We start from the raw sequence: 21027 nt of genomic DNA on the forward strand, positions 1-21027 counted from the left end.
TCCAGATGGACATCGAATTGCTCCAGGGGCGGCAGATAGCGCCCCATATCGAAGACCTGGCGCATTTGCGCATCACGGTCTTCCGCGAATTCCCCTACCTCTACGACGGCAGCCTCGACTACGAGGCCGAATACCTCGACACCTATGTGCGCAGTGCCGAAAGCCTGTGCGTGCTGGTACGGGACGCGGGCCAAGTGGTCGGCGCCTCCACGGCGCTGCCGCTGGCTGACGAAACCCTGGAATTCCAACAGCCCTTCCTCTCGGCGGGCTGGGACCCTGCGCGCATCTTCTATTGCGCTGAGTCGGTGGTGTTGCCGGCCTGGCGCGGCCATGGCCTGGGCGTGCGCTTCTTCGCCGAGCGCGAGGCCCATGCGCGCAAGCTGGGTCGCTTCGACTGGTGCGCCTTCTGCGCCGTGCAGCGCCCGGCTGACCACCCGCGGCGGCCCGCCGATTATCAGCCACTGGATGCCTTCTGGGCGCGCCGGGGCTATCGCCATCATCCCGAACTGCATACCCAGTACCACTGGCGCGACCTGGACGAAGCCGAGGAATCGGCTAAGCCCATGTCGTTCTGGCTCAAGGAGCTCAACTGATGATCAAGGTTGCCGCCTGCCAATATCACATCGATCTGCTGACCAGCTGGGATGCCTACGCCGAACACCTCACCAGGCTTTGCGAAGAGGCGGCGGGGCAGGGCGCCGAGCTGTTGCTGCTGCCGGAATACGCCGGGCTGGTGCTGACCGGGCAGTTGCCGGAAGCAGAACGCAGTGACCTGCACGGCTCCATCGCTGGCATCCAGGCGCTGCTGCCGCGCTGGTTGGAATTGTGCGAGAGCCTGGCGCGGCGGCTGCAGGTCTATCTGCAACCCGGCTCGGTAGCCGTGCTGGATGATGACGGCGTCTACCGCAATCGCGCCTGGCTGTTCGGCCCGGACGGCTGCCTGGGCAGCCAGGACAAGCTGATGATGACCCGCTTCGAGCTGGAGCAATGGCAGATCGCCGCTGGCAGCGGGCTCAAGGTGTTCGACACGGCGCTTGGCAAGCTGGGCATCCTGATCTGCTATGACAACGAGTTTCCGCTGCTGGCGCGCACCCTGGCCGAGGCCGGAGTCGATCTGATTCTGGCGCCCAGTTGCACCGATACCGAGGCCGGCTTCTATCGTGTGCGCATCGGCGCCCAGGCACGAGCGCTGGAAAACCAGATTGCCGTGCTGCAATCGCCCACGGTGGGCCTGGCACCCTGGTCGCCAGCGTTGGACGAGAATATCGGCCGCGCCGCGCTGTACGTGCCGTCGGACTATGGCATGCCGGCTAGTGGCGTGATTGCCGAGAGCGAAGCGCTGTGCCCCACGCGCAGTCACTGGCTGATCGCCGAGCTGGATCTGGCCGAGGTGCGCCGGGTGCGTGAGGCGGGCCAGGTATTCACCCGGCGCGACTGGCCAAAACAGTTCGACGACGGCCGGCTGGTGCTGCGTTGAACGCGCCAGAGGCATTGCCAGGCTCGCCGCTGGCTGCTTATGAGCAGGCACTGGCGGGTGGCTTCGTCGCCGATGCCGCGCAGCGCCGTGCGGTCGAGGCGCTGCAGCGTTGCCACCAGGCCTTGCATCACGGGGAATATCCGCCCGGCGTGTACCTCTGGGGGCCGGTGGGGCGCGGCAAAACCTGGCTGATGGACAGCTTCTACAACAGCCTGCATGTGCCGGCGCGACGTCAGCATTTCCATCACTTCATGCAGTGGGTGCATCGCCGCCAGTTCGAGCTGACCGGCAATGCCGACCCACTGCGTCTGCTGGCTGAGGAGCTGGGGCGCGAGGTGCGTGTTCTGTGCTTCGACGAACTGTTCGTCACTGACATCGGCGATGCCATGTTGCTGGGCCGCCTGCTTAGCCTGGTGGTGGAGCAGGGCGTGGTGCTGGTGGCCACTTCCAACCAGCCGCCGGATCAGCTTTATGCCGACGGTTTCAACCGCGAGCGTTTCCTGCCGGCCATCGCCGCGCTCGAGGCGCATATGCAGGTGGTGGCTGTGGACGGCGAGCAGGATCATCGTCTGCACCCTGGCACCGAGGTGCAACGCTACTGGGTGCAGCAGCCACAGGCGCTGGCCGAGTTGTTCGCCCGCTTGAGTCAGGGCCAGGTGGTCAGCTATGAGCCGGTCGAACTGAGCCACCGGCATATCGCCTGTCTGGGCAACAGTTCGGCAGCGCTGTGGTGCCGCTTCGGTGAGCTGTGTGAACAGCCGCTGGCCGCGCCGGATTTCATCGAGTTGTGCGGGCGCTTTCCGGCCATCCTGCTTGACGGGGTACCGTGCCTGGGTGGCGAGCCGTGTGAGGGGCGCATTGCCCGTGGCACCGAGGACGCTGCCGAGCGGGTCGATGCCGGGGATCGGCAGTTGCCGGCGCTGGCGCGCAACGACGATGCGGTGCGGCGTTTCATCGCCCTGGTCGACGAGTGCTACGACCGCCGCGTGCCGCTGTATATCGAGGCCGAGGTGGCGCTGGATGAGCTGTACACCCAGGGCTACCTGGAGTTTGCCTTTCGCCGCACGCTCAGCCGTTTGCGCGAGATGCAGTTGGAGCGCTTCGGCCGCTCATAGCAAGAGCATCTGCAGCTCGCGGCTGACCTTGACGGTGATGCCACCGCCGCTGGATTGCACGCTCTGGCTGGTGCCCTGCAGCGGGTTGTACAGGGTGCCACTGCCGTTGCGCGACAGGCGTACGCTGCCTTCCTCCTGTGCCCAGAACCACCACAGCCAGCGGCCGTCGGCACGCTGCCAGGCAATGCTGAGCATGCCGGCCGGGGCGTTGGCGAAGCTCGGTGGGTTCAGCGGCGTCAGGCGGGGGCCGCTGATCTGCAGGAAGCGTTTGAGGGCCTGGTAGGCCGGCTTCTCGCTGCCATCCAGGCGCAGCAGACCATAGAAGCGGTCACGCGGCGTGGCGCGGGCATCCAGGTCGCTCAGGGTGAAGAGAAACACCCGGTCGAAATCCATCGCGCTCATCAGGGCCAGGCGCCGCAACATATAGTCGGCCTGGCCCTGTTCGCCGATGATCGGCTGCAGTTCCGCTGGGCCGGGGTAGCTCGACCAGCCGAACTCGGTGGCCCAGATCGGCCCGCTGCCGTACTGGCGCAGGTACTGGTTGACGGTGTTGGCGTTGCTGATGAAATCGCCTGCACCGGGCACGTCGCCTTCCGGTTCCTGGCTGTAGGGGTGGTAGGCCGTGACGCGGTCACGCTTGACGCTGCCGAGGCGCAGCAGCGCTTCGAGCATCAGGCCGCCACGCACCGGCATCTGGCTGTAGTAGGCATTGCCGCCGATCACCTGGGTCGCGTCCGGGCGGGCGCTGGCCAGGGCGTTCAGGCTGCTTTCCAGCAACTGCTGGTACTGCAGCGGGTTTTCCGCCGGTTGCCAGAAGGAGGGAATGTTCTGCTCGTTCCACACCTGCCAGGCCTTGGCGTAGGGATAGCGGCTGGCCAGGGTAGCGAAGCTGCTGGCGAATAGCTGGGCGTTGATCGGCGGGTACTGGTCGCGATTGCTCACGCCGCTGGGCGCGGAGGTGGCGAAGGGCGCCGAGCCCACCAGGTAGATCAGCGGCTTGAGTTGCTCTTGCTCGACCACCTGCATCACCCGGTCGACCTCTGCCCATTGCCATTGCCCGGGGGCGGGCTCCAGACGATCCCAGTGCAGGCCCATGCGAATCCACTGCAGCTCCAGCTCCTTGAGCTTGGCGATCTGCTGGCGGTAGGCCGCTTCGGGAAACCAGGGCAGTTGTACGTTGAGGCCGAGAAAATCGGCCCAGGCCACCGTGCGCGGTGCCTTCATCGAATAGGAGGGGGCGGCCTGGGCGGCAAAGGCGACGCCTGCGGCCAGCAGGAGGGTGGCGAACCCTTTGTACAGGTAGTGGAACATGGCTGTTCTCCCTAGCTGGGTGACTCGGGATTGCAGCATAGGAGCGGCGGGCCGGCGCTGATGTGCGCTGGGTCTGCTTGCGGATGGAGGGCAGTGATCAGGCGACTGACGGTTTGATGGCGTTTTGCTGCGCCTGAATATTGGCGATTCGCTGCTGCACTTGGCAGCGCCAAGGCCGCGAACGACGGTTTGCCAGTGGGCGCAAACCGTCGTCTTGGCAAGCGATCAGCCGGCCAGATACTGCTCGGTGGAGAGCACCGTGGCGTAGGCGAACGCCAGCGCCGCCATATTGGCTGCATGCACCTGGGCGGCGGGGATCGTGCTGCCCTCGAAGGTCTGGTCGTGGGTGGCGCAGGCGTCGTGAATCACCGTGGTGGCGTAGCCGAAGTCGGCGCTGGCGCGCGCGGCGGCGGCGATGCACATGTGGCTCATGGCGCCTACCAGGATCACTTGTTCGATGGCGGCGGCATCCAGTTGCGCTTTCAGCTCTGTGCCAAGGAAGGCGTTGACCTGGTGCTTGAGCACCATGGCCTCGCCCACCTGCGGCAGCACGCTGGCATGCAGGCGCGCGCCCTCGCTGCCGGGGGCGAAGAAGGGGGCGTCGTCGCTCTCGAACTCATGGCGAACGTGAATCACCGTATCGCCTGCCGCGCGAGCCGCCTCGAGCACACGGGCGGCGTTGCTGGCGGCACTGTCCATGCCCGCCAGGGGCCACTTGCCGCCTGCAAAATAATCGTTCTGGATGTCGATGAGGATCAGGGCACGCTTGCTCATGGGGCTCTCCGTGGGATGATGTGTGCACACCTTAGGCTTTGTACGAAAAGTGCCTGCGCTCGGTGATGCTGCGTTGAAATCACTCTCAGAATGCTCATTTACAACACGTAAACTGCGCTTCTTCGAGTGATTTCGCCTTGCCTGACCTTCGCTCGACGACTTTTCGTACAGAGCCTAGCGCTGCGGCGCTGATGCGAGGATGGGCGAGGCCGACAATCTGCGGGGAAAAACTGACAATGAGCGAGCGTTGCCTGGAGATCGGGCTGTTGCTGTATCCCGGTGTGCAACTGGCGGCGGTGCATGGCCTGGGCGATCTGTTCGCTGTGGCCAACCGTATGGTTGCCGAGCAGCAGCGGCAGGGCCTGCCGAGCCTGCGTATCAGTCACTGGCAGGCGGATGCAGCGGGAGCGTTGGTGCGCGTGTTCGACAGCCTGCCGCAGGCCGGCGGGGCGCCGCAGGTGGTGATCCTGCCGCCTTGCCTGGGCGGTGATGCCGAGCAGCCGCTGGCCGCCTGCTATGGCGACTGGTTACGCCAGCAGCATGGCGTAGGGGTGACCCTGGCCTCGGTCTGCGCTGGTGCTTTCCCGCTGGCCCATGCCGGCCTGCTCGATGGGCGCAGGGTGACCACGCACTGGGCGCTGGCTGCGGAACTGGCGGCGCGTTTCCCCCAGGTGCAGGTGCTACCGGAGCGCATGGTGGTCGATGACGGCGACCTGATCACGGCGGGGGGGCTGATGGCCTGGACCGACCTGGGCCTGGCCCTGGTGACACGCCTGCTGGGGCCGACCGTCGCCGCGGAAACTGCGCGTTTTCTGGTGGTGGATCTGAACCGTGAATCGCAGCGGCACTTCAGCCATTTCGTGCCCAGCTTCGACCATGGCGATGCGGCAGTGCTGGCGGTGCAGCACTGGCTGCAGGGCGAGGCCGGCGCCGAAGCGGGGCTGGCGGACATGGCCGCGCGTGCCGGCCTGGGCGAGCGTACCTTCCTGCGACGTTTTCGTGCTGCCACCGGGCTGAAACCCACCGAGTACTGCCAGCAGTTGCGCGTGACCAAAGCCCGCGAGTTGCTCGAATTCACCCGCCAGAGCATCGATCAGGTGGCCTGGCAGGTGGGCTATCGCGACAGTGGCGCCTTCCGCAAGGTGTTCGCCCGCCTGGTGGGGCTATCGCCAGGTGATTATCGTCGGCGCTTCGGCACCGCGGCTCGTTAGACCGACTCTTCCGCCGCCTTGCCCGCCGGGTTCTGCCGGGTGGGCATGGCGAGTATCTCCGGCAGCACTTCGCGGGCGAATACGGCATGCAGGCGGCGCAGTTCGGCCACCGGGTCGCGGTGGTGATCGACGCGGATGTCCCAGAGCGGGTATTGCTCCTGATCCACTATGTAGATCACCGCGGAGGACTCGCCATGGCGATCACCGCCGCAGCGATCGCCAGCGGCCAGCGCCTCGATCAGGCGGTCGATCAGCGGGCGCTGCCCTGCGCGGCAAAAGGCCTCGGCCACGGCGTCCAGCACCTGTGGCCCGACCAGGCGATTACCCTGCACGGAAAACTGCTCGCCGCTCAGTGAGCCGGCCCAGGGAATGCAGCGCTCACCCGTCCAGCAAACGGTGTCGCCACGCGCATCGATCAACGCACATTGGCGCAGGGCCATGCAGGGATCGGTGGCGTGCAGACGCGTCAGCGCCTCGGCGGCCGAAAGCCCCTGGCGCAGCAGCGCAAGGCCATCCAGGCCGAGATAGGGATTGACCTGGGCCTGGGTCGCCACCGCGCCCACGCCGGCAGCGGCATGGCTGAGCAACTTGCCCACCGCCGGCATGGCCGTGGCAGCGGCAACGCCGAATTGTCCGCTATGCGGGCAGCGGGCGATAAGGGAAAAGGTCATGGCGACTCCTCGGCGATTTTCAGTTTAGGCCTGACCAGGAGGGGGATCGTTCCGCTTGGTTGGCTTTGCCTGATCAGCCTGGGCAGCGTCTAATGCACGCAGTCCAGTGCATGCAATCAGGAGTACCGCCATGATCCTTGGCAAACCGCTCGCCGACTGGTGTGCGCAATACCCGCTGCTCGACGAACTGATCGCTCTGCGCGAAACCAGTTGGTTCAACCCTGCCGTGGTGCCTGCTGCCGAGGCGCTGGCCGACGTCGGTCTGAGTGCGGCCGATGTGGCCGAGGCCAGCGCCCGCCTGGCACGTTTCGCGCCTTATCTGGCGCGGGTATTCCCGCAGACGGCCGGCAGCGGCGGCATCATCGAGTCGGACATCCTGCCGTTGCCAGGGATGCAGGCGCTGCTGCGCGATGAGGCGCAGGCCGCAGGCGGGATCGGCGCGCTGTGGCTCAAGCGTGACAGCCATCTACCCATCTCCGGTTCGATCAAGGCCCGTGGCGGCATTTACGAGGTGCTCAAGCATGCCGAGGATCTGGCGCTGGCGGCCGGGCTGCTCAGCCTCGATGACGATTATGCCTGCCTCGACAGCGACGCGATGCGCGCCTTCTTCGGCGGTTATCAGGTGGCGGTCGGCTCCACCGGCAACCTCGGCCTGTCCATCGGCATCATCAGTGCGCGCCTGGGCTTTCAGGCCACCGTGCATATGTCCGCCGATGCCCGCCAGTGGAAGAAGGACAAGCTGCGAGAGCATGGCGTGACGGTGGTCGAGTACGCCAGCGACTACAGCGTCGCGGTGGAGCAGGGGCGGCGCCAGGCCGAGGGCGACCCGCGCTGCCACTTCGTCGATGACGAGAACTCCAGGCACCTGTTTCTCGGCTACGCGGTGGCCGGTGAACGCCTCAAGCAGCAACTGGCGACGGCTGGTGTGGTGGTCGATGCCGAGCATCCGCTGTTCGTCTACCTGCCCTGTGGCGTCGGCGGCGGGCCGGGTGGCGTGGCGTTCGGTCTCAAGCTGGCGTTCGGCGATGCAGTGCATTGCCTGTTCGCCGAGCCGACGCACTCGCCCTGTATGCTGCTTGGCGTGCATACGGGCCGGCACGACGAGCTGGCGGTGCAGGACTTCGGCATCGACAACCGTACTGCCGCAGACGGTCTGGCGGTCGGTCGCCCATCCGGCTTCGTCGGCCGTGCCATGCAGCGGCTGATCGATGGCTACTACACGGTCAGCGACGAACAGATGTTCCGTTACCTGGCGCTACTGGAGCAGACCGAGGGTCAGCGTCTGGAGCCTTCGGCCCTGGCCGGTATGCCCGGTGTTTTGCATGTTCTGGCCGAGCAGCAGGGCTATCGCCAGCGCATGGGCCTGACCCCGCAGCGTCTGGCGCGGGCGACCCATCTGGTCTGGGCCACGGGCGGCAGCATGGTGCCGCAGGTGGAGATGGACAGCTATCTGGCGCGTGGTCGACAGCTATCAGGCCGTTGAAAAACTACCTACGTTGCCATTGCTGCGTTAAAAACAGCCTCAAAATGCTCATTTACAACACGTAAACTGCGCTTTTTCGGCTGTTTTTGCCTTGCACTGGCTGCCTCGCCTACGTTTTTCAACGGCCTGCTATTGCCGTGACGGCCCCTGGTGCGAGCCCGGCTCTGCGGCGGGCCCGTGAAGCGCCGAGGCGTGCGCCGGGGTGCTCAGTCCTATGGCGCTACGGGCTTGTACGCCTCAGCGGAAGAATCTTCTGGCACGCGGTCACAGAGCTGTGCGGCAGGCATGCCGAGCCAGGCGCCCTGAGAGTAGTCGATGCCCAGGTGCACAACGCGTTCTTGTACCGAGCGTGAATGCACGAACTCGGCGACTATCTGCATGCGCAACTTGCGGGCGAACTGGACGATGCCGCGGGTGATGGTGCGGGCGTTGGCGTCGTTGTCCAGATTGTGGATCAGGCTGCCGTCGATCTTGATGATGTCGGCGCCCAGGCGGAGCAAATGCTCGAAGTTGGAGTAACCCGCGCCGAAGTCGTCGATGGCCACTCTGGCACCGAAGGTTTTCACATCGTCGATGAAGGCCTTGACCTCGTCATAGTTCTTGATGCCTTCGGATTCGAGAATCTCGAAGATCACTCGGGGGCCTATGCCGGTCTCCTTCAGGCGCGTCCTGATGAAACTGATGGTGGCAGGGTCGGTGAGGTCTTCATAGGACAGGTTGAGGGAGAAGTCGAAGGTTTCGTCGCGGAACTGAGCGAAGCTCTTGTCCACCATGATCCGGGTAATCTGGCCATAAATCCGCAGTTTCTTGGCAATGTCCAGGAACAGGCCCGGGCTCACCGGTTGGCCCTGTTCGTTTATCAGGCGCACCAGGCACTCGAACTTCTCCACCTTGCCGCTGTGGTTGTTGAGGATCGGCTGGAAGAAGGGCACGACCCGGTCTTCCTGCAGCCCGGCTCTGAGCAGGGAGGCCCAGAGCAGGTTGTGCTCGTATTCTTCCCTGACCCTGAGCGCGGGATCGTAGACGCCGAAATGCCTGTGCTGGCGCCTGGCGAGCTTGAGCGCGATATTGGCGCAGGACAGCAGCTCCGCGCCATTGGCCGTGTGCGGGCCACGGGCGCTGGTGGCAGCGCCCTGGGTCACCGAAATGCCGAACTCCTGGCCGTCCCACCGAAATACCTGGGTGCCGGCGAAGGCCGCCAGGGCCGCCATGCGTGCCTCCAGGTCGTCCGGGTCCAGAGGGACGGGGAAGCGCACCGCGAACTCGTCGGCAGGCAGCTTGTAGAGCACGCAGTCCGACCAGGCCGACTCGCGGGCGACGAACGCGCTCAGGGCCTCGGCCAGTTCGCGCAGCAGGTTGTCGCCACACTGGTGACCGTAGAAGTCGTTGATTTCCTTGAAGGCGTCGATGTTGACCAGAATGAGGCTCTCGTGGCCCGGCACGTGCGTGTCGTGCAACAGTTTCGCGCGGTTCTCGAGCTGGGTCAGGGCATCGGTGTAGAGGGCCTGGAGCAGGCGCATGATGGTGGCGACGATGTACAGAATGACCATCGACAGCACGAGCAGCACGATGCCCGTGGCGATGGCGATGCGCAGGTTGCTCTGCCGCATGGGGGTTAGCACGGAGTCGATTTCGTCTTGCGGCACGCCGATACCGAAGGTCATGTTGGCCCGTGTCTTGGAGACGAACAGCCTGTAGTCGCGCCCCTCTATCGATAGCCTGTGTACCATCACCGGTACGCGAAAACGCCCGGAAGAGGAGATTTCCGGCGCGGCGGCTGGCGAGGAGAAGTAATCGTTGGACAGCGAGTCCATGATCGCCTGGCTGGTATCGGCGTTCTTGCCCATGGTGAGGCTGGACAGTTTGCGATCGTTGCCATCGATGAAAAAGGCAAAGCTGCTCTGCGTCACGTCCACCGAGCGCACCAGGCGCATGATGTCATCGTTGCGCCAGGTAGTGCTGGCGAGGCCGATGAACTTGCCTTGATCGTCATACATGCAGGCCGTGACCGACAGCATGGCATTCTCGGCGATGGGGTCGTAGTAGGCCGGTGTCCAGTGAAAGCTCTGCGGGCAAGACGCACACTGTTCGGTCGGCAGGGCGGTCTTGTACCAGTCCTGCTCCATGTAGGGGGAGGACTCGTCGTTGTACCTGGGGTCGATGGCGACGGCATTCTTGTCCCAATGGGCGAACAGGGCGAACGCGCGTTGCCTGGGCGTATAGGTGAAGGGAGTGAACCAGATGCCGCCGCCGTAGGCTTCGGGAAAGTTGCGCACGCGTTCGATCAGGGCGCGCTCGAAGGTCTGCGTGTTGCTGGCGCCCTTGTGCCGCTGGCGATAGAAAAGCTCACCGAGGCGCGCCAGTGCGCTGGTATGCATCTCCAGCAGTTTGTGCTGGCTGTCGATGCGGTCGAGGTTGGCGTGAAAGGTATCCTCGATCTGGCGCATCCTCAGGGCTGACATGGCTTCTTGCGAGTAGCTCAGGTTCAACCAGGACATCAGGCCCATGCCGGACATGAACAGGGTCACCAACAGCAACAGGATGGCCATGATCAGCTTTTTCAGGGACTTCATGTCCCCCCGGTCGCCAATTGCTGATGGCACGCGTATCCAGCGCATCATGCCGGCCAGGCGATTGGCGTTCATGGTCGGCGCTCCAGCCTCTGGTTCAGGCGCTCACGGGCGGCTTCGAGTTGCTCGGGGGTGAGGGCCTGGGCGACATCGTCACGTAGCGACCTCGCGCCAGCGTTTCCGCCAGCCGTGGCGAGGCTTAGCCAATAGAAGGCTTCCGCGTCGTCTTGCTGCACGCCTTCACCTTTGGCGTAGAGCGTTCCCAGGCGGCTTTGCGCCTGCGCCAGGCCATTCTCCGCCGCCTTGCGCAACCAGCGCCGCGCGGCGTCGGTGTCGGCAGCACCGCCTAGGCCCTTCTCGTATAGCTCGGCGAGGAGCATCTGAGCCTTGGCATTACCCTTCTGTGCGGCTGCCAGGAAGCGTTGCCTGGCCTTGTCGGAGGCTTGCGGAACTCCATCGCCTCGGTAATGCATCAGGCCGGCGCGGTAGTTCGCTTCGGCCAGCCCGCGATCGCCTGCGGTTTCAAACCATTTCAATGCTTGGCCGGCATCCTTGGGCAGGCCCTTGCCTTCCAGATACAACAAGCCGAGGTGCAGCTCGGCTTCTGGCAAACCCTGAGCCACGGCCTTGCGCGTCCATTCGAGCGACTCCGGGGTGCGCTGTAGTACCTGGGCGATGGCGGCCATGTTGTATTGGGCTCTGGCATCGCCTGCCTGGGCCGGGTCGCGACAGACTCGCTCGGCTTCGCGGTAGTTGGCGATGGAGAACAGCAAATAGCAGCTCTGCAGTTCTTTCGACGAGACCGGCGCTGCTTTGGGTGCCTCGGGCGCTGGCGTGCTCGGACTGGGTGTTTCGACCTTGCCGCCCTGCGCAGCCAGGCGTGCAGCAAAGTCGGCGACGACGGCCGGGCAGGCGACGCCGTAGCCGCTCCTGAGCTTTCTCAGATTGGCCGGGGTCGGCGCTCTGTCCTGGTAGCGCCTGGCGATCACTGCGCAACGCTTTTCCCGTTCCGCGCTGACCTGCTTGAGGTACTCGGCCCGGCTCGGGTCAGTGCGGTAGCGCACGAGATAGTCCGCCAGTGGGTCGATATAGGGTTGATCCAGCAGTGCCTGATATTCGCTGTGAGCAAGGCCAGTCCTGGCCTCCTGGTTTGGGGTGTCGGCCTCTGGCTTGGTGGCGCAGCCCGAGAGCAGCAGCGCGGCCGCGAACGCGGCGAATGCCGCCAGACGGCTCAGGTGCGAGCTGCAGCGATCGGGCCTGGCGAGGCCCTCGTGCGCTGTCCATCCGCGCGCATGCAGGGCGGGGCTGTGGGCTCTATTGGATGCTGCCGAGTCAAGGGTCATGCTGATGCTCTTTGGTTCCGCTCGAGCCCCCGCAGGACGCCTGCTGGGGGCGAAGAGATTGATCAGGGCTGGTAGGACAACCGCCTATCCATTGCCCTGCAGGTATCTCGATGAACGATGTGTGGGCAGGCTTTCAGAGGGGCGCTCGATATCTTGCAAGCCGCGCTCCAGGGAAGCAGATTGGCGCTCGATCTTTGCGCCCCATGGTCTGAGGAGACGCTAGCGAAAGGCTTGCTGGGCCTGCGATCGGCTGGTGATCTGCACTGTTTTCATGATCTCGACTGCTGAAACCCATGACCTCATGCAGCGAGATCGCACGTAATGGATACTCTAGGCCCAGATAATGGCATTTTAGTGGCAGGCTGTCACGGGGAGCGGGGCGGGTATGACGGGTGGGCACGGCTGCCAGAAAACGACGAACCCGGCACTGGGCCGGGTTCGTGGGTAACGCTGTGATGCTTACTTGATCTCGACTGCCAGGCTGTCGGCGATCTTCTTGCTCCAGATCGCCGGGCCGGTGTTGTGCACCGACTCGCCGTTGGTGTCGACCGCGACGGTGACCGGCATGTCCTTGACCTCGAACTCGTAGATTGCCTCCATGCCCAGCTCGGGGAAGGCGACGGTCTTCGAGGCCTTGATCGCCTGGGCGACCAGATAGGCGGCGCCGCCGACGGCCATCAGGTACACGGCCTTGTTGTCCTTGATCGCCTCGATGGCGATGGGGCCGCGCTCGGACTTGCCGATCATGCCCAGCAGGCCGGTGCTTTCCAGGATCTGACGGGTGAACTTGTCCATACGGGTGGCGGTGGTCGGGCCGGCTGGGCCGACTACTTCGTCACCGACCGGATCGACCGGGCCGACGTAGTAGATGAAGCGGCCTTTCAGATCCACCGGCAGCGCTTCGCCCTTGTTCAGCATGTCGACCATGCGCTTGTGCGCGGCGTCGCGGCCGGTGAGCATCTTGCCGTTGAGCAGGATGGTCTCGCCTGGCTTCCAGCTCTGCACTTCTTCCGGGGTGATGCTGTCGAGGTTGACGCGGCGCGCGCTCGGGCCGGCTTCCCAGACGATTTCCGGGTAGGCATCCAGATCCGGTGCCTCCAGCGAGGCCGGGCCGGAGCCGTCGAGCACGAAGTGAGCGTGGCGGGTGGCGGCGCAGTTGGGGATCATGCACACCGGCAAGGAGGCAGCGTGGGTCGGGTAGTCCATGATCTTGACGTCGAGCACGGTGGTCAGGCCGCCCAGCCCCTGGGCGCCGATGCCCAGTTGGTTGACCTTGTCGAACAGCTCCAGACGCAGTTCCTCGATGCGGTTCTGCGGGCCGCGGGCTTTCAGCTCGTGGATGTCGATGTGCTCCATCAGCACTTCCTTGGCCATCACCGCCGCCTTCTCGGCAGTGCCGCCGATGCCGATGCCGAGCATGCCCGGCGGGCACCAGCCGGCGCCCATGGTCGGCACGGTCTTGAGTACCCAGTCGACGATGGAGTCGGACGGGTTGAGCATGGCCATCTTCGACTTGTTCTCGGAGCCGCCGCCCTTGGCTGCTACGTCCACTTCCACCTTGTCACCGGGAACGAGGGAGTAGTGGATCACCGCCGGGGTGTTGTCCTTGGTGTTCTTGCGCGCGCCTGCCGGGTCGGCCAGGATCGACGCACGCAGCACGTTCTCCGGCAGGTTGTAGGCGCGGCGCACGCCCTCGTTGATCATGTCGTCGACGCTCATGGTGGCGCCGTCCCAGCGCACGTCCATGCCCACCTTGACGAATACCGTGACGATACCGGTGTCCTGGCAGATCGGGCGGTGGCCGGTGGCGCACATGCGCGAGTTGATCAGGATCTGCGCCATGGCGTCCTTGGCGGCCGGGGACTCTTCCTTCAGGTAGGCCTCGTGCATGGCCTGGATGAAGTCGACGGGGTGGTAATAGGAGATGAACTGCAGGGCGTCGGCGACGCTCTGAATCAGGTCGTCCTGCTTGATCACGGTCATGGGGCGCTCCTCTGGCTGGGAACATCGGTAGGCAAGCGCCGAATCGTGACTCGGCGCAACGGCAAAAGGGCACCCTCAGCAATTACCCGGGCGCGGCGACCTTGCAGTCGCGCCGTGTCGCCCTGGTGCTCGAAGTGGGGCCGAAAAAGGCGCGGCAGTATAACGCACCCGCTGGAACGGGCACAGCCGCTGGGGATCGTGACGCCGGCTTATCGCTTCCCTAGGCTTTTGCCGGGCACATCTGTAGAGTAAGGCATGATGCCAGTATGGGACGGAGCCCATGAGCTCAACCAGACGACGAGCCACGCAAAGCAGCCTGCAAAATCTTCTGCTCAAACGCTTCGCCATGGCATTCACGACCTATGTGATGATGGCGCTCGTTTGCTGGCTCGCTGTGCTCAACGATCTGTTCGTGGGCTCCGTCAGCAGTGCGGCATGGTTGACGCTCGGGGTTTTCGCCAGTCAGTTGGTGTTCCTGGCCCTGTTCCTCTCGGGGCAGAACCTGCGTTTCGAGGATCCCAGCCTCACCGAGGCGCAGGTGCTGGTGGCGCTGGCCTGGCAACCGCTGGTGCAGGCCTGCTTCGACAGCGCACGCGGCAGTCTGTTGGTCTTCTACGTGCTGATCCTGCTGTTCGGTGTCTTCCAGCTGACGCCGCGCGTGTTCGTGCGCTGTGCCGTATTCGCCTTCCTGGGGTTTGCCGCGATGGTACTGGTCGAGGCCTATCGCATGCGCCTGAGCGATCCGGGGCTGAGTTGGCTGCAGGTGTCGATCCTGTTCGTATTGCTGGTCTGGCTGTGCCTGTTTTCCGGTTACATGCAGGCCATGCGCCAACGCATGCGTCAGCGTCGTTTCGCCCTGCAGGCGCATCAGGACACCTTGCGTGGGATGATGCGCCAGCTCGAGGATCTGGTCGCTACCGATGAATTGACCGGCTTGTTCAATCGCCGTCATTTCCTGCGCATGGCAAGCCGCGAGTTGCAACAGATGCAGGTGGAGCGGCAGCATGGTCTGGCCTTGATCGATCTCGATCATTTCAAGCGCATCAATGACAAATACGGTCATGCCGCTGGAGATCGCGTGTTGCAGACTTTCGCTTCGGTCGCGCGCTCCTGCCTGCGTGACGGTGACGTGATCGCCCGTTATGGCGGTGAGGAGTTCGTGCTGTTGTTGCCCAATACCGACGCCGACCAGTTCTCGGCCTGCTGCGAGCGCTTGCGTGAGGCCTTCTCCAAGGCCGAGCCGATAGGCGTCAAGGTGGGTGAACTCAGCCTGTCCATGGGCATGACCCTGCTCAATGCCGGGGATGACCTCGACGAAGCCTTGCACCGCGCCGATCAGGCCTTGTATCACGCCAAGCGCAGCGGACGTAACCGCTGCGAGGCCACCTGGGAACGGGCCGATGCCTGAGTTGCGGGTCGGCCAGCGGCGATTTCAGGTGGCCGCACAGAGCAATCTGCTTGATGCCTTGCTGGGCAACGGTATCGCTGTGCCGCATAGCTGTCGCGCCGGTAGTTGCCACGCCTGCCTGGTGCGCTGCATCGAGGGTGAGGCGCATGATCGCCAGCCCGAGGCCTTGGCGACAGACAAGCGTGCCGAAGGTTGGCGCCTGGCCTGTCAGTGTCAGGTGGTCGGTGATCTGAGCGTCGAGCCCTTCGACCCGCAGCGCGATGGTCTGGCGGCCAAGGTCATGGCAGTGGACTGGCCCAGCCCGCAGGTATTACGCCTGCGTTTGCAACCGGCCAGGCCGCTACGCTATCGCGCCGGGCAACATCTGCTGCTCTGGCATGGCGATGTGGCGCGCCCTTACTCGCTGGCGAGCCTGCCCGGTGAGGATGACTGGTTGGAGTTCCATATCGATTGTCGCCAGCCGGGGGCCTTCTGCGATGCCGCGCGCAGCCTGCAGGTGGGCGACGGTCTGCGTCTGGGTGAGCTGCGTGGCGGCGCCTTGCAGTATGACGCCGACTGGCAGACACGGCCGCTCTGGCTGCTGGCCGCCGGCACCGGCCTGGCGCCTCTTTATGGCGTATTGCGTGAGGCGTTGCGCCAGGAGCATCGCGGCGCCATCCGCCTGTTGCATCTGGCGCACGAACCGGCCGAGCATTATCTGGCCCGCGAGCTCGAAGCATTGGCCGAGGCGCATGCCAACCTGCAGGTGGAGCTGATCACGGCGGCGCAGTTGTCGGCTGCTTTGGCCGAACTGCGCCTTGTTTCGCGGCAGACCCTCGCCTTACTCTGCGGCCAACCCAAGGCACTCGAGAGTTTTGCGCGGCGCCTGTACATGGCCGGTTTGCCGCGCGGCCAGATGTTTGCCGACGCCTTTCTCACCCACGCGTAGACCCAGGTGGCTACGGCTTCGGAGCATTGCATGAGCGAACATCTGCATATCGAACGCGACGCTGGCCTGTTGACCCTGCGCATGCAGCGTCCGGACAAGAAGAACGCGCTGACCCGCGCCATGTACGCTGGTATGGCCGAGGTGCTGGACGAGGCGGCCCGCGACGCGGCAGTGCGCGTGGTGCTGTTGAGCGGAGACGAGCACTGCTTCACCAGCGGCAACGATGTCGCCGACTTCCTGCAGGCGCCGCCTTCTGGCCTGAACAGCGAAGTGTTCCAGTTCATGCGGGCTCTGTTCGACTTTCCCAAGCCGGTGGTGGCAGCCGTTGCCGGGCCGGCGGTAGGGATCGGCACCACCTTGCTGCTGCACTGCGATCTGGTCTACGTCAGCGGCGACGCACAATTGAAGATGCCCTTCGTCAACCTCGGGCTGTGCCCCGAATACGGTTCCAGTCTGATTCTGCCACGCCTGCTGGGGCATGCGCGGGCCGCCGAGCTGCTGTTGCTCGGCCAGAGCTTCAGCGGCGAGCAGGCCGCCGCCTGGGGCATCGCCAACCAGGCACTCGACGATGGCTCTGCCACGCTGGCCAAGGCCCGTGAGATGGCCTTGCGCTTTCTCGAGCTGGCACCCTCGGCAGTCGCCGACAGCAAGCGCCTGATGCGAGCGCCGGATCGTGAGGCCCTGCGCCGGGTGATCGAAGAGGAGGGCGCTCTGTTCGGTCAGCGCCTGCGCTCGCCGGAGGCCGTCGAGGCGTTGTCGGCGTTTATGCAGCGCAGAAAGCCAGATTTCTCGAGCTTCGCCTGATGGACAGCGCGGCTCTGCTCTGGGGCCTGCTGTTCGGTAGCATCGGCCTGGGCTTCGTCATCTACGGGCGGCGTCAGCGCAAGCCCATTCCTTTCCTCTGCGGGATGTGCCTGATGGGCGCTCCCTACCTGATGAGCAGCACACTCTGGCTAGTGGCGGCTGGTACCCTGTTGGTCGCCATTCCTTTTTTCCTGCGTTCCTGAGCACTGCACGCACTCCTGGCGTGCCTGCGCCGGGCTGGTCGGCAAGCATCACCGCAATACCGCTCGTTCGCCCGATGGCCCGAAGAGGCTTCTTGCTGATCGGTTCGGGCGTCGAGCAGCGGATCTTCGATGCTGCTTGTCAGTCATCGCTTACATGACGCGTCAGACTTCAGGGCAAGCGGGTTCTGATTTTTTCCGCTTTGCCTGTGTGAAATTTTCAAGCCATTGATACTACTAAGTTTTTTGCAAGCGCTCTGTTTGCCGAAACGACCTGCCGGTGATTTGCATGGGGTTGAGCACGAAACGGGCGTGAGTAATATCGAGCCCGTGCTTAGGGAGAAGCACAGGTCGTCAGGAGGATGATCAGGAACATCGCACGAAGCGATTCATCAGGACGATGAGTTGGGAAACAGAGGGACTAGGGACAAAAAGTGGGCGGGTTTTCCCGCCCCTTTTTTTGCCTGCGATTTGCCCATGAAAAAGGGGATGCCGAAGCATCCCCTTTTGCGTTGCGAACTCGGTCATCAAGCGTTGTGCTTGATGTCCTCCTGCTTCGCTTCGTCGCTCACCACGGCTTCACTGGGCTGCTCGTCAGCCTGCTCGGCAGGCTCTTGGCTGGCAGCGGGTTCGGCTGCAGTCTCTTGTGCCGCAGCGTTTTGCTCGGCCTGGGCGGCCTCACGAGCCAGGCGCTCGGCTTCGCGCTGGCGACGGCGCACTTCACGCGGATCGTTCGGGGCACGGCCGGTGGCATTGGCTGGAACCGGCGCAGGTGCCGGAGCGGCTTCTTCGACCGGCGCCGGAGCCGGAGCTGGCTCGGGCTCTTGAGTGGCTTCAGCAACCGGCTCTGCTACTGGAGCGATCGGCTCGGCGACCGGCGTTTCGACTGCGGCAGGTACTTCGCTCACGACAGCGGGCTCGGCCTCGGCGGCTGGTGCCTCGCTCGCCGGTGCTTCGACCGCCTCGCTAGGCGTGGCTTCGGCTTGCGCCTCGACCGGCGCGGTGACGGGGGCTTCAACCTGAGCGGCCGGGGCTTCGACCTCTGGCGTCTCGCTGGCGACGTTTTCGCTGCTGTCGACGCTTTCGGCAACCACGGCAGCGGCCGCGGCAGTGGCTGCCGGAATGACCGTCTGTGCTTCGTTGTTAGCGGCTGCCTCGCTGTTCTCGGCACTTTCGATCAGGTTGCCGTCGGCATCACGCTGACGTTCGCGACGGTTGCTGCGGCGACGCTGGCCACGGGAGCGGCGACGTGGGCGCTCGTTCTCGTTACCCCCTTCCTGCTCGTCATCGCCTTGTTGCTCGTCGTTCGGCAGCGCTTCGTCCTGCAGGGCCTCGGCCTGTTCCGGGCGTGGCTGGCGCTCTTCGCGTGGCGGACGCTGACGCTCCTGGCGTTCGGCGCGTGGCTGACGCTCGGTGCGCTGTTCTTCCTTGCGCGATTCGGCTGCGTTGTTGTCCAGTGGCTCGCGCAGTTCGCGCACGCGCTCTTCACGCGGTGCGCGATCCTCGCGTGGGCGACGCTCACGACGGTTCTCCTGGCCTTCGCGCGGCTGACGCTCTTCACGCGGCTGGCGCTCCTCACGAGGTTGACGCTCTTCGCGCGGAGCACGTTCCTCACGCGCGCCACGCTCTTCGCGGGGCTTGCGCTCTTCGTCGCGACGACCGCCACGGTTACGGCTCTGCTGACGGCCGTTGCGGCGCTCTTCGCGCGGTGGGCGCTCGCTGGCCTTCTTCTCTACCACGGCTGGCTGGGCTTCTTCTTCTTCCTTGCCGGCGAAGAGGCTGACCAGCGACTTGACCAGGCCCTTGAACAGGCTCGGTTCCGGCGCCTTGGTCGGGGCCAGTGGAGCCGGTTGTGGCTCGGCGGCCACCGGCGCGTTGCTGCGCGGTGCGGCCTTGATCGCGGCCTCCTGGCGAACCAGGGTGCGAGTCGCGGTGGCCGGGTGGGCTGCGGCGTCTTCGGCTTCGGTAGTGGCGGCGATTTCGTAGCTGGTCTGGCCGCTCAGCGCTTCGGGGTTGTCGTCACGCAGACGCTGAACCTCGAAGTGCGGGGTTTCGAGGTGATCGTTGGGCAGGATGACGATGCGTGCACGGGTGCGCAGTTCGATCTTGGTGATCGAGTTGCGCTTCTCGTTGAGCAGGAAGGCGGCGACCGGGATCGGCACCTGGGCACGGACTTCGGCGGTGCGATCCTTCAGCGCTTCTTCTTCGATCAGGCGCAGGATGGCCAGCGACAGCGATTCCACGTCACGGATGATGCCTTGGCCGTTGCAGCGCGGGCAGACGATGCCGCTGGTCTCGCCCAGCGACGGACGCAGGCGCTGACGGGACATTTCCAGCAGGCCGAAGCGCGAGATGCGGCCGACCTGCACGCGGGCACGGTCGGCTTCCAGGGCTTCACGCACCTTCTCTTCGACGGCGCGCTGGTTCTTCGCCGGGGTCATGTCGATGAAGTCGATGACGATCAGGCCACCGATGTCGCGCAGGCGCAGTTGGCGGGCGATTTCCTCGGCCGCCTCCAGGTTGGTCTGCAGGGCGGTTTCTTCGATGTCGCTGCCTTTGGTGGCGCGCGCCGAGTTGATGTCGATGGACACCAGGGCTTCGGTCGGGTCGATGACGATGGAGCCGCCCGACGGCAGCTTCACTTCACGCTGGAAAGCGGTTTCGATCTGGCTTTCGATCTGGAAGCGGTTGAACAGCGGCACGCTGTCTTCGTACAGCTTGATCTTGCTGGCGTACTGCGGCATCACCTGCTGGATGAAGGACAGGGCTTCTTCCTGGGCTTCGACGCTGTCGACCAGCACTTCGCCGATGTCCTGGCGCAGGTAGTCGCGGATGGCGCGGATGATGACGTTGGATTCCTGATAGATCAGGAAGGGGGCCGGGCGGCTGGTGGAAGCTTCCTTGATGGCGCTCCACAGTTGCAGCAGGTAGTCGAGGTCCCACTGCATTTCTTCACTGGAGCGACCCAGGCCGGCGGTGCGCACGATCAGGCCCATGTCGGCCGGAGCGTTGAGGCCATTGAGTGCTTCGCGCAGTTCGTTGCGCTCTTCGCCTTCGATGCGGCGGCTGATGCCACCGGCACGCGGGTTGTTCGGCATCAGCACCAGGTAACGACCGGCCAGGCTGATGAAGGTGGTCAGGGCCGCGCCCTTGTTGCCGCGCTCTTCCTTCTCGACCTGGACGATGACTTCCTGGCCTTCCTTGAGCACGTCCTTGATGTTGACGCGGCCGCCTTCAGGGGCCTTGGAGAAGTATTCGCGGGAGATTTCTTTGAGGGGGAGGAAGCCGTGGCGTTCGGAGCCGAAATCGACGAAGGCGGCTTCGAGGCTGGGTTCAACGCGGGTGATGCGGCCTTTGTAGATGTTGGCCTTCTTCTGTTCGCGGGCGCCGGACTCGATGTCCAGATCGTAGAGTTTTTGGCCGTCTACCAGGGCAACACGCAACTCTTCGGGCTGAGTTGCGTTAATGAGCATTCTTTTCATGTGGTACCAATGGGTTCCGGGGCTAGCGGAAGCCACGTTAGGCACACACGACTCTCAGGGTCGGTGTCAGGCGCGTCAGAAACGGTCGTAAATCGTTCCACTGTCGAGCGACGGCGCCATCAGAGGCTGCGGTCGCGACGGACGTCTCCTGCTTGCTGTGGTGACAGAAAGCACTCAATCAGGAGGAGGAATCAACTGCAGGTCGCGGACGAGATAAGGCGTCTTTGATCAAGCCAGAGGCTACGCAGGCCTGCTGTTGTACATCTC

Annotated in this window: 16 protein-coding genes; 9 read left to right on the forward strand and 7 right to left on the reverse strand. The window is 64.5% G+C overall.

What is annotated here, in order from left to right; all coding sequences use genetic code 11:
* Positions 1 to 5 precede the first annotated feature (5 nt).
* Genes ACSVIK_RS20575 through zapE form a run of 3 tightly spaced genes read left to right on the forward strand, consistent with a single transcriptional unit; the run spans position 6 to position 2592 of the window.
* Entirely contained in the window at positions 6 to 593 is a 588-nt protein-coding gene (locus tag ACSVIK_RS20575; protein ID WP_442446072.1) for a GNAT family N-acetyltransferase, read from the forward strand.
* A complete protein-coding gene (locus ACSVIK_RS20580) occupies positions 593 to 1477 on the forward strand; it encodes a carbon-nitrogen hydrolase family protein (protein WP_442446073.1) in 885 nt (294 codons plus the stop codon). The genes ACSVIK_RS20575 and ACSVIK_RS20580 overlap by 1 nt, the downstream gene beginning before the upstream one ends.
* On the forward strand, positions 1474 to 2592 hold the full coding sequence (zapE, locus tag ACSVIK_RS20585) for a cell division protein ZapE (protein ID WP_442446074.1): 1119 nt from the start codon (positions 1474 to 1476) through the stop codon (positions 2590 to 2592). Before ACSVIK_RS20580 ends, zapE begins: the two co-directional genes overlap by 4 nt.
* On the opposite strand, the gene ACSVIK_RS20590 is transcribed toward zapE, so the two are convergent.
* Positions 2587 to 3903, reverse strand: coding sequence for a beta-galactosidase (locus ACSVIK_RS20590; protein ID WP_442446075.1), 1317 nt, complete (start codon positions 3901 to 3903; stop codon positions 2587 to 2589). The two genes, zapE and ACSVIK_RS20590, sit on opposite strands and share 6 nt — an antisense overlap.
* Positions 3904 to 4128: 225 nt before the next feature.
* Positions 4129 to 4677, reverse strand: coding sequence for a cysteine hydrolase family protein (locus ACSVIK_RS20595; protein WP_442446076.1), 549 nt, complete (start codon positions 4675 to 4677; stop codon positions 4129 to 4131).
* Between the two features lie 236 nt (positions 4678 to 4913).
* Here ACSVIK_RS20595 and ACSVIK_RS20600 point away from each other — a divergent pair, with 236 nt between their 5' ends.
* Positions 4914 to 5888: a GlxA family transcriptional regulator gene (locus ACSVIK_RS20600; RefSeq protein WP_442446077.1), complete on the forward strand. Its 975-nt coding sequence runs from the start codon at positions 4914 to 4916 to the stop codon at positions 5886 to 5888.
* Here the strand turns inward: ACSVIK_RS20600 and ACSVIK_RS20605 are convergent.
* Complete coding sequence (locus tag ACSVIK_RS20605) at positions 5885 to 6559, reverse strand: DUF1028 domain-containing protein (protein ID WP_442446078.1); 675 nt, start codon at positions 6557 to 6559, stop codon at positions 5885 to 5887. The two genes, ACSVIK_RS20600 and ACSVIK_RS20605, sit on opposite strands and share 4 nt — an antisense overlap.
* A 130-nt stretch (positions 6560 to 6689) precedes the next feature.
* Between ACSVIK_RS20605 and dsdA the strand changes: the two genes are divergently transcribed.
* Positions 6690 to 8042, forward strand: a complete 1353-nt coding sequence (dsdA, locus tag ACSVIK_RS20610) for a D-serine ammonia-lyase (protein WP_442446079.1) — start codon at positions 6690 to 6692, stop codon at positions 8040 to 8042.
* Positions 8043 to 8254: 212 nt separating this feature from the next.
* Here dsdA and ACSVIK_RS20615 read toward each other — a convergent pair whose 3' ends face one another.
* The 3 genes from ACSVIK_RS20615 to ACSVIK_RS20625 all read right to left on the reverse strand — a co-directional run bounded on the left by ACSVIK_RS20615 (position 8255) and on the right by ACSVIK_RS20625 (position 13938).
* Positions 8255 to 10687: an EAL domain-containing protein gene (locus ACSVIK_RS20615; RefSeq protein ID WP_442446080.1), complete on the reverse strand. Its 2433-nt coding sequence runs from the start codon at positions 10685 to 10687 to the stop codon at positions 8255 to 8257.
* Complete coding sequence (locus ACSVIK_RS20620) at positions 10684 to 11955, reverse strand: tetratricopeptide repeat protein (RefSeq protein ID WP_442446081.1); 1272 nt, start codon at positions 11953 to 11955, stop codon at positions 10684 to 10686. The genes ACSVIK_RS20615 and ACSVIK_RS20620 overlap by 4 nt, the downstream gene beginning before the upstream one ends.
* A 459-nt stretch (positions 11956 to 12414) precedes the next feature.
* The gene (locus ACSVIK_RS20625) at positions 12415 to 13938 is read right to left on the reverse strand and encodes a fumarate hydratase (protein WP_442446082.1); all 1524 of its coding nucleotides are present in this window, start codon (positions 13936 to 13938) and stop codon (positions 12415 to 12417) included.
* A 280-nt stretch (positions 13939 to 14218) separates the two neighbouring features.
* Between ACSVIK_RS20625 and ACSVIK_RS20630 the strand changes: the two genes are divergently transcribed.
* From ACSVIK_RS20630 to ACSVIK_RS20645, 4 genes are read left to right on the forward strand one after another with little or no spacing between them, the layout of a single operon-like run.
* Positions 14219 to 15346, forward strand: a complete 1128-nt coding sequence (locus ACSVIK_RS20630; RefSeq protein WP_442446083.1) for a diguanylate cyclase domain-containing protein — start codon at positions 14219 to 14221, stop codon at positions 15344 to 15346.
* Positions 15339 to 16274 (forward strand): iron-sulfur-binding ferredoxin reductase, encoded by a 936-nt coding sequence (locus tag ACSVIK_RS20635; RefSeq protein ID WP_442446084.1) that lies wholly within the window; start codon positions 15339 to 15341, stop codon positions 16272 to 16274. Before ACSVIK_RS20630 ends, ACSVIK_RS20635 begins: the two co-directional genes overlap by 8 nt.
* 30 nt (positions 16275 to 16304) lie before the next feature.
* A complete protein-coding gene (locus tag ACSVIK_RS20640; RefSeq protein ID WP_442446085.1) occupies positions 16305 to 17078 on the forward strand; it encodes an enoyl-CoA hydratase in 774 nt (257 codons plus the stop codon).
* Positions 17078 to 17281, forward strand: a complete 204-nt coding sequence (locus ACSVIK_RS20645; protein WP_442446086.1) for a hypothetical protein — start codon at positions 17078 to 17080, stop codon at positions 17279 to 17281. The genes ACSVIK_RS20640 and ACSVIK_RS20645 overlap by 1 nt, the downstream gene beginning before the upstream one ends.
* A gap of 524 nt (positions 17282 to 17805) precedes the next feature.
* Here ACSVIK_RS20645 and rne read toward each other — a convergent pair.
* Complete coding sequence (gene rne, locus ACSVIK_RS20650; RefSeq protein ID WP_442446087.1) at positions 17806 to 20760, reverse strand: ribonuclease E; 2955 nt, start codon at positions 20758 to 20760, stop codon at positions 17806 to 17808.
* Positions 20761 to 21027 lie beyond the last annotated feature (267 nt).

Origin of the sequence: Pseudomonas sp. NCHU5216 (assembly GCF_052156495.1) — a bacterium.
Taxonomy (GTDB): Bacteria; Pseudomonadota; Gammaproteobacteria; order Pseudomonadales; family Pseudomonadaceae; genus Aquipseudomonas.

Bases quoted from the DNA above. Each gene is read 5' to 3' on its own strand.
- ACSVIK_RS20575 (WP_442446072.1), top strand. From the start codon at position 6: ATGGACATCGAATTGCTCCAGGGGCGGCAGATAGCGCCCCATATCGAA.
- ACSVIK_RS20580 (WP_442446073.1), top strand. From the start codon at position 593: ATGATCAAGGTTGCCGCCTGCCAATATCACATCGATCTGCTGACCAGC.
- ACSVIK_RS20590 (WP_442446075.1), bottom strand. From the start codon at position 3,903: ATGTTCCACTACCTGTACAAAGGGTTCGCCACCCTCCTGCTGGCCGCA.
- ACSVIK_RS20595 (WP_442446076.1), bottom strand. From the start codon at position 4,677: ATGAGCAAGCGTGCCCTGATCCTCATCGACATCCAGAACGATTATTTT.
- ACSVIK_RS20600 (WP_442446077.1), top strand. From the start codon at position 4,914: ATGAGCGAGCGTTGCCTGGAGATCGGGCTGTTGCTGTATCCCGGTGTG.
- ACSVIK_RS20605 (WP_442446078.1), bottom strand. From the start codon at position 6,559: ATGACCTTTTCCCTTATCGCCCGCTGCCCGCATAGCGGACAATTCGGC.
- dsdA (WP_442446079.1), top strand. From the start codon at position 6,690: ATGATCCTTGGCAAACCGCTCGCCGACTGGTGTGCGCAATACCCGCTG.
- ACSVIK_RS20615 (WP_442446080.1), bottom strand. From the start codon at position 10,687: ATGAACGCCAATCGCCTGGCCGGCATGATGCGCTGGATACGCGTGCCA.
- ACSVIK_RS20620 (WP_442446081.1), bottom strand. From the start codon at position 11,955: ATGACCCTTGACTCGGCAGCATCCAATAGAGCCCACAGCCCCGCCCTG.
- ACSVIK_RS20625 (WP_442446082.1), bottom strand. From the start codon at position 13,938: ATGACCGTGATCAAGCAGGACGACCTGATTCAGAGCGTCGCCGACGCC.
- ACSVIK_RS20630 (WP_442446083.1), top strand. From the start codon at position 14,219: ATGAGCTCAACCAGACGACGAGCCACGCAAAGCAGCCTGCAAAATCTT.
- ACSVIK_RS20635 (WP_442446084.1), top strand. From the start codon at position 15,339: ATGCCTGAGTTGCGGGTCGGCCAGCGGCGATTTCAGGTGGCCGCACAG.
- ACSVIK_RS20640 (WP_442446085.1), top strand. From the start codon at position 16,305: ATGAGCGAACATCTGCATATCGAACGCGACGCTGGCCTGTTGACCCTG.
- ACSVIK_RS20645 (WP_442446086.1), top strand. From the start codon at position 17,078: ATGGACAGCGCGGCTCTGCTCTGGGGCCTGCTGTTCGGTAGCATCGGC.
- rne (WP_442446087.1), bottom strand. From the start codon at position 20,760: ATGAAAAGAATGCTCATTAACGCAACTCAGCCCGAAGAGTTGCGTGTT.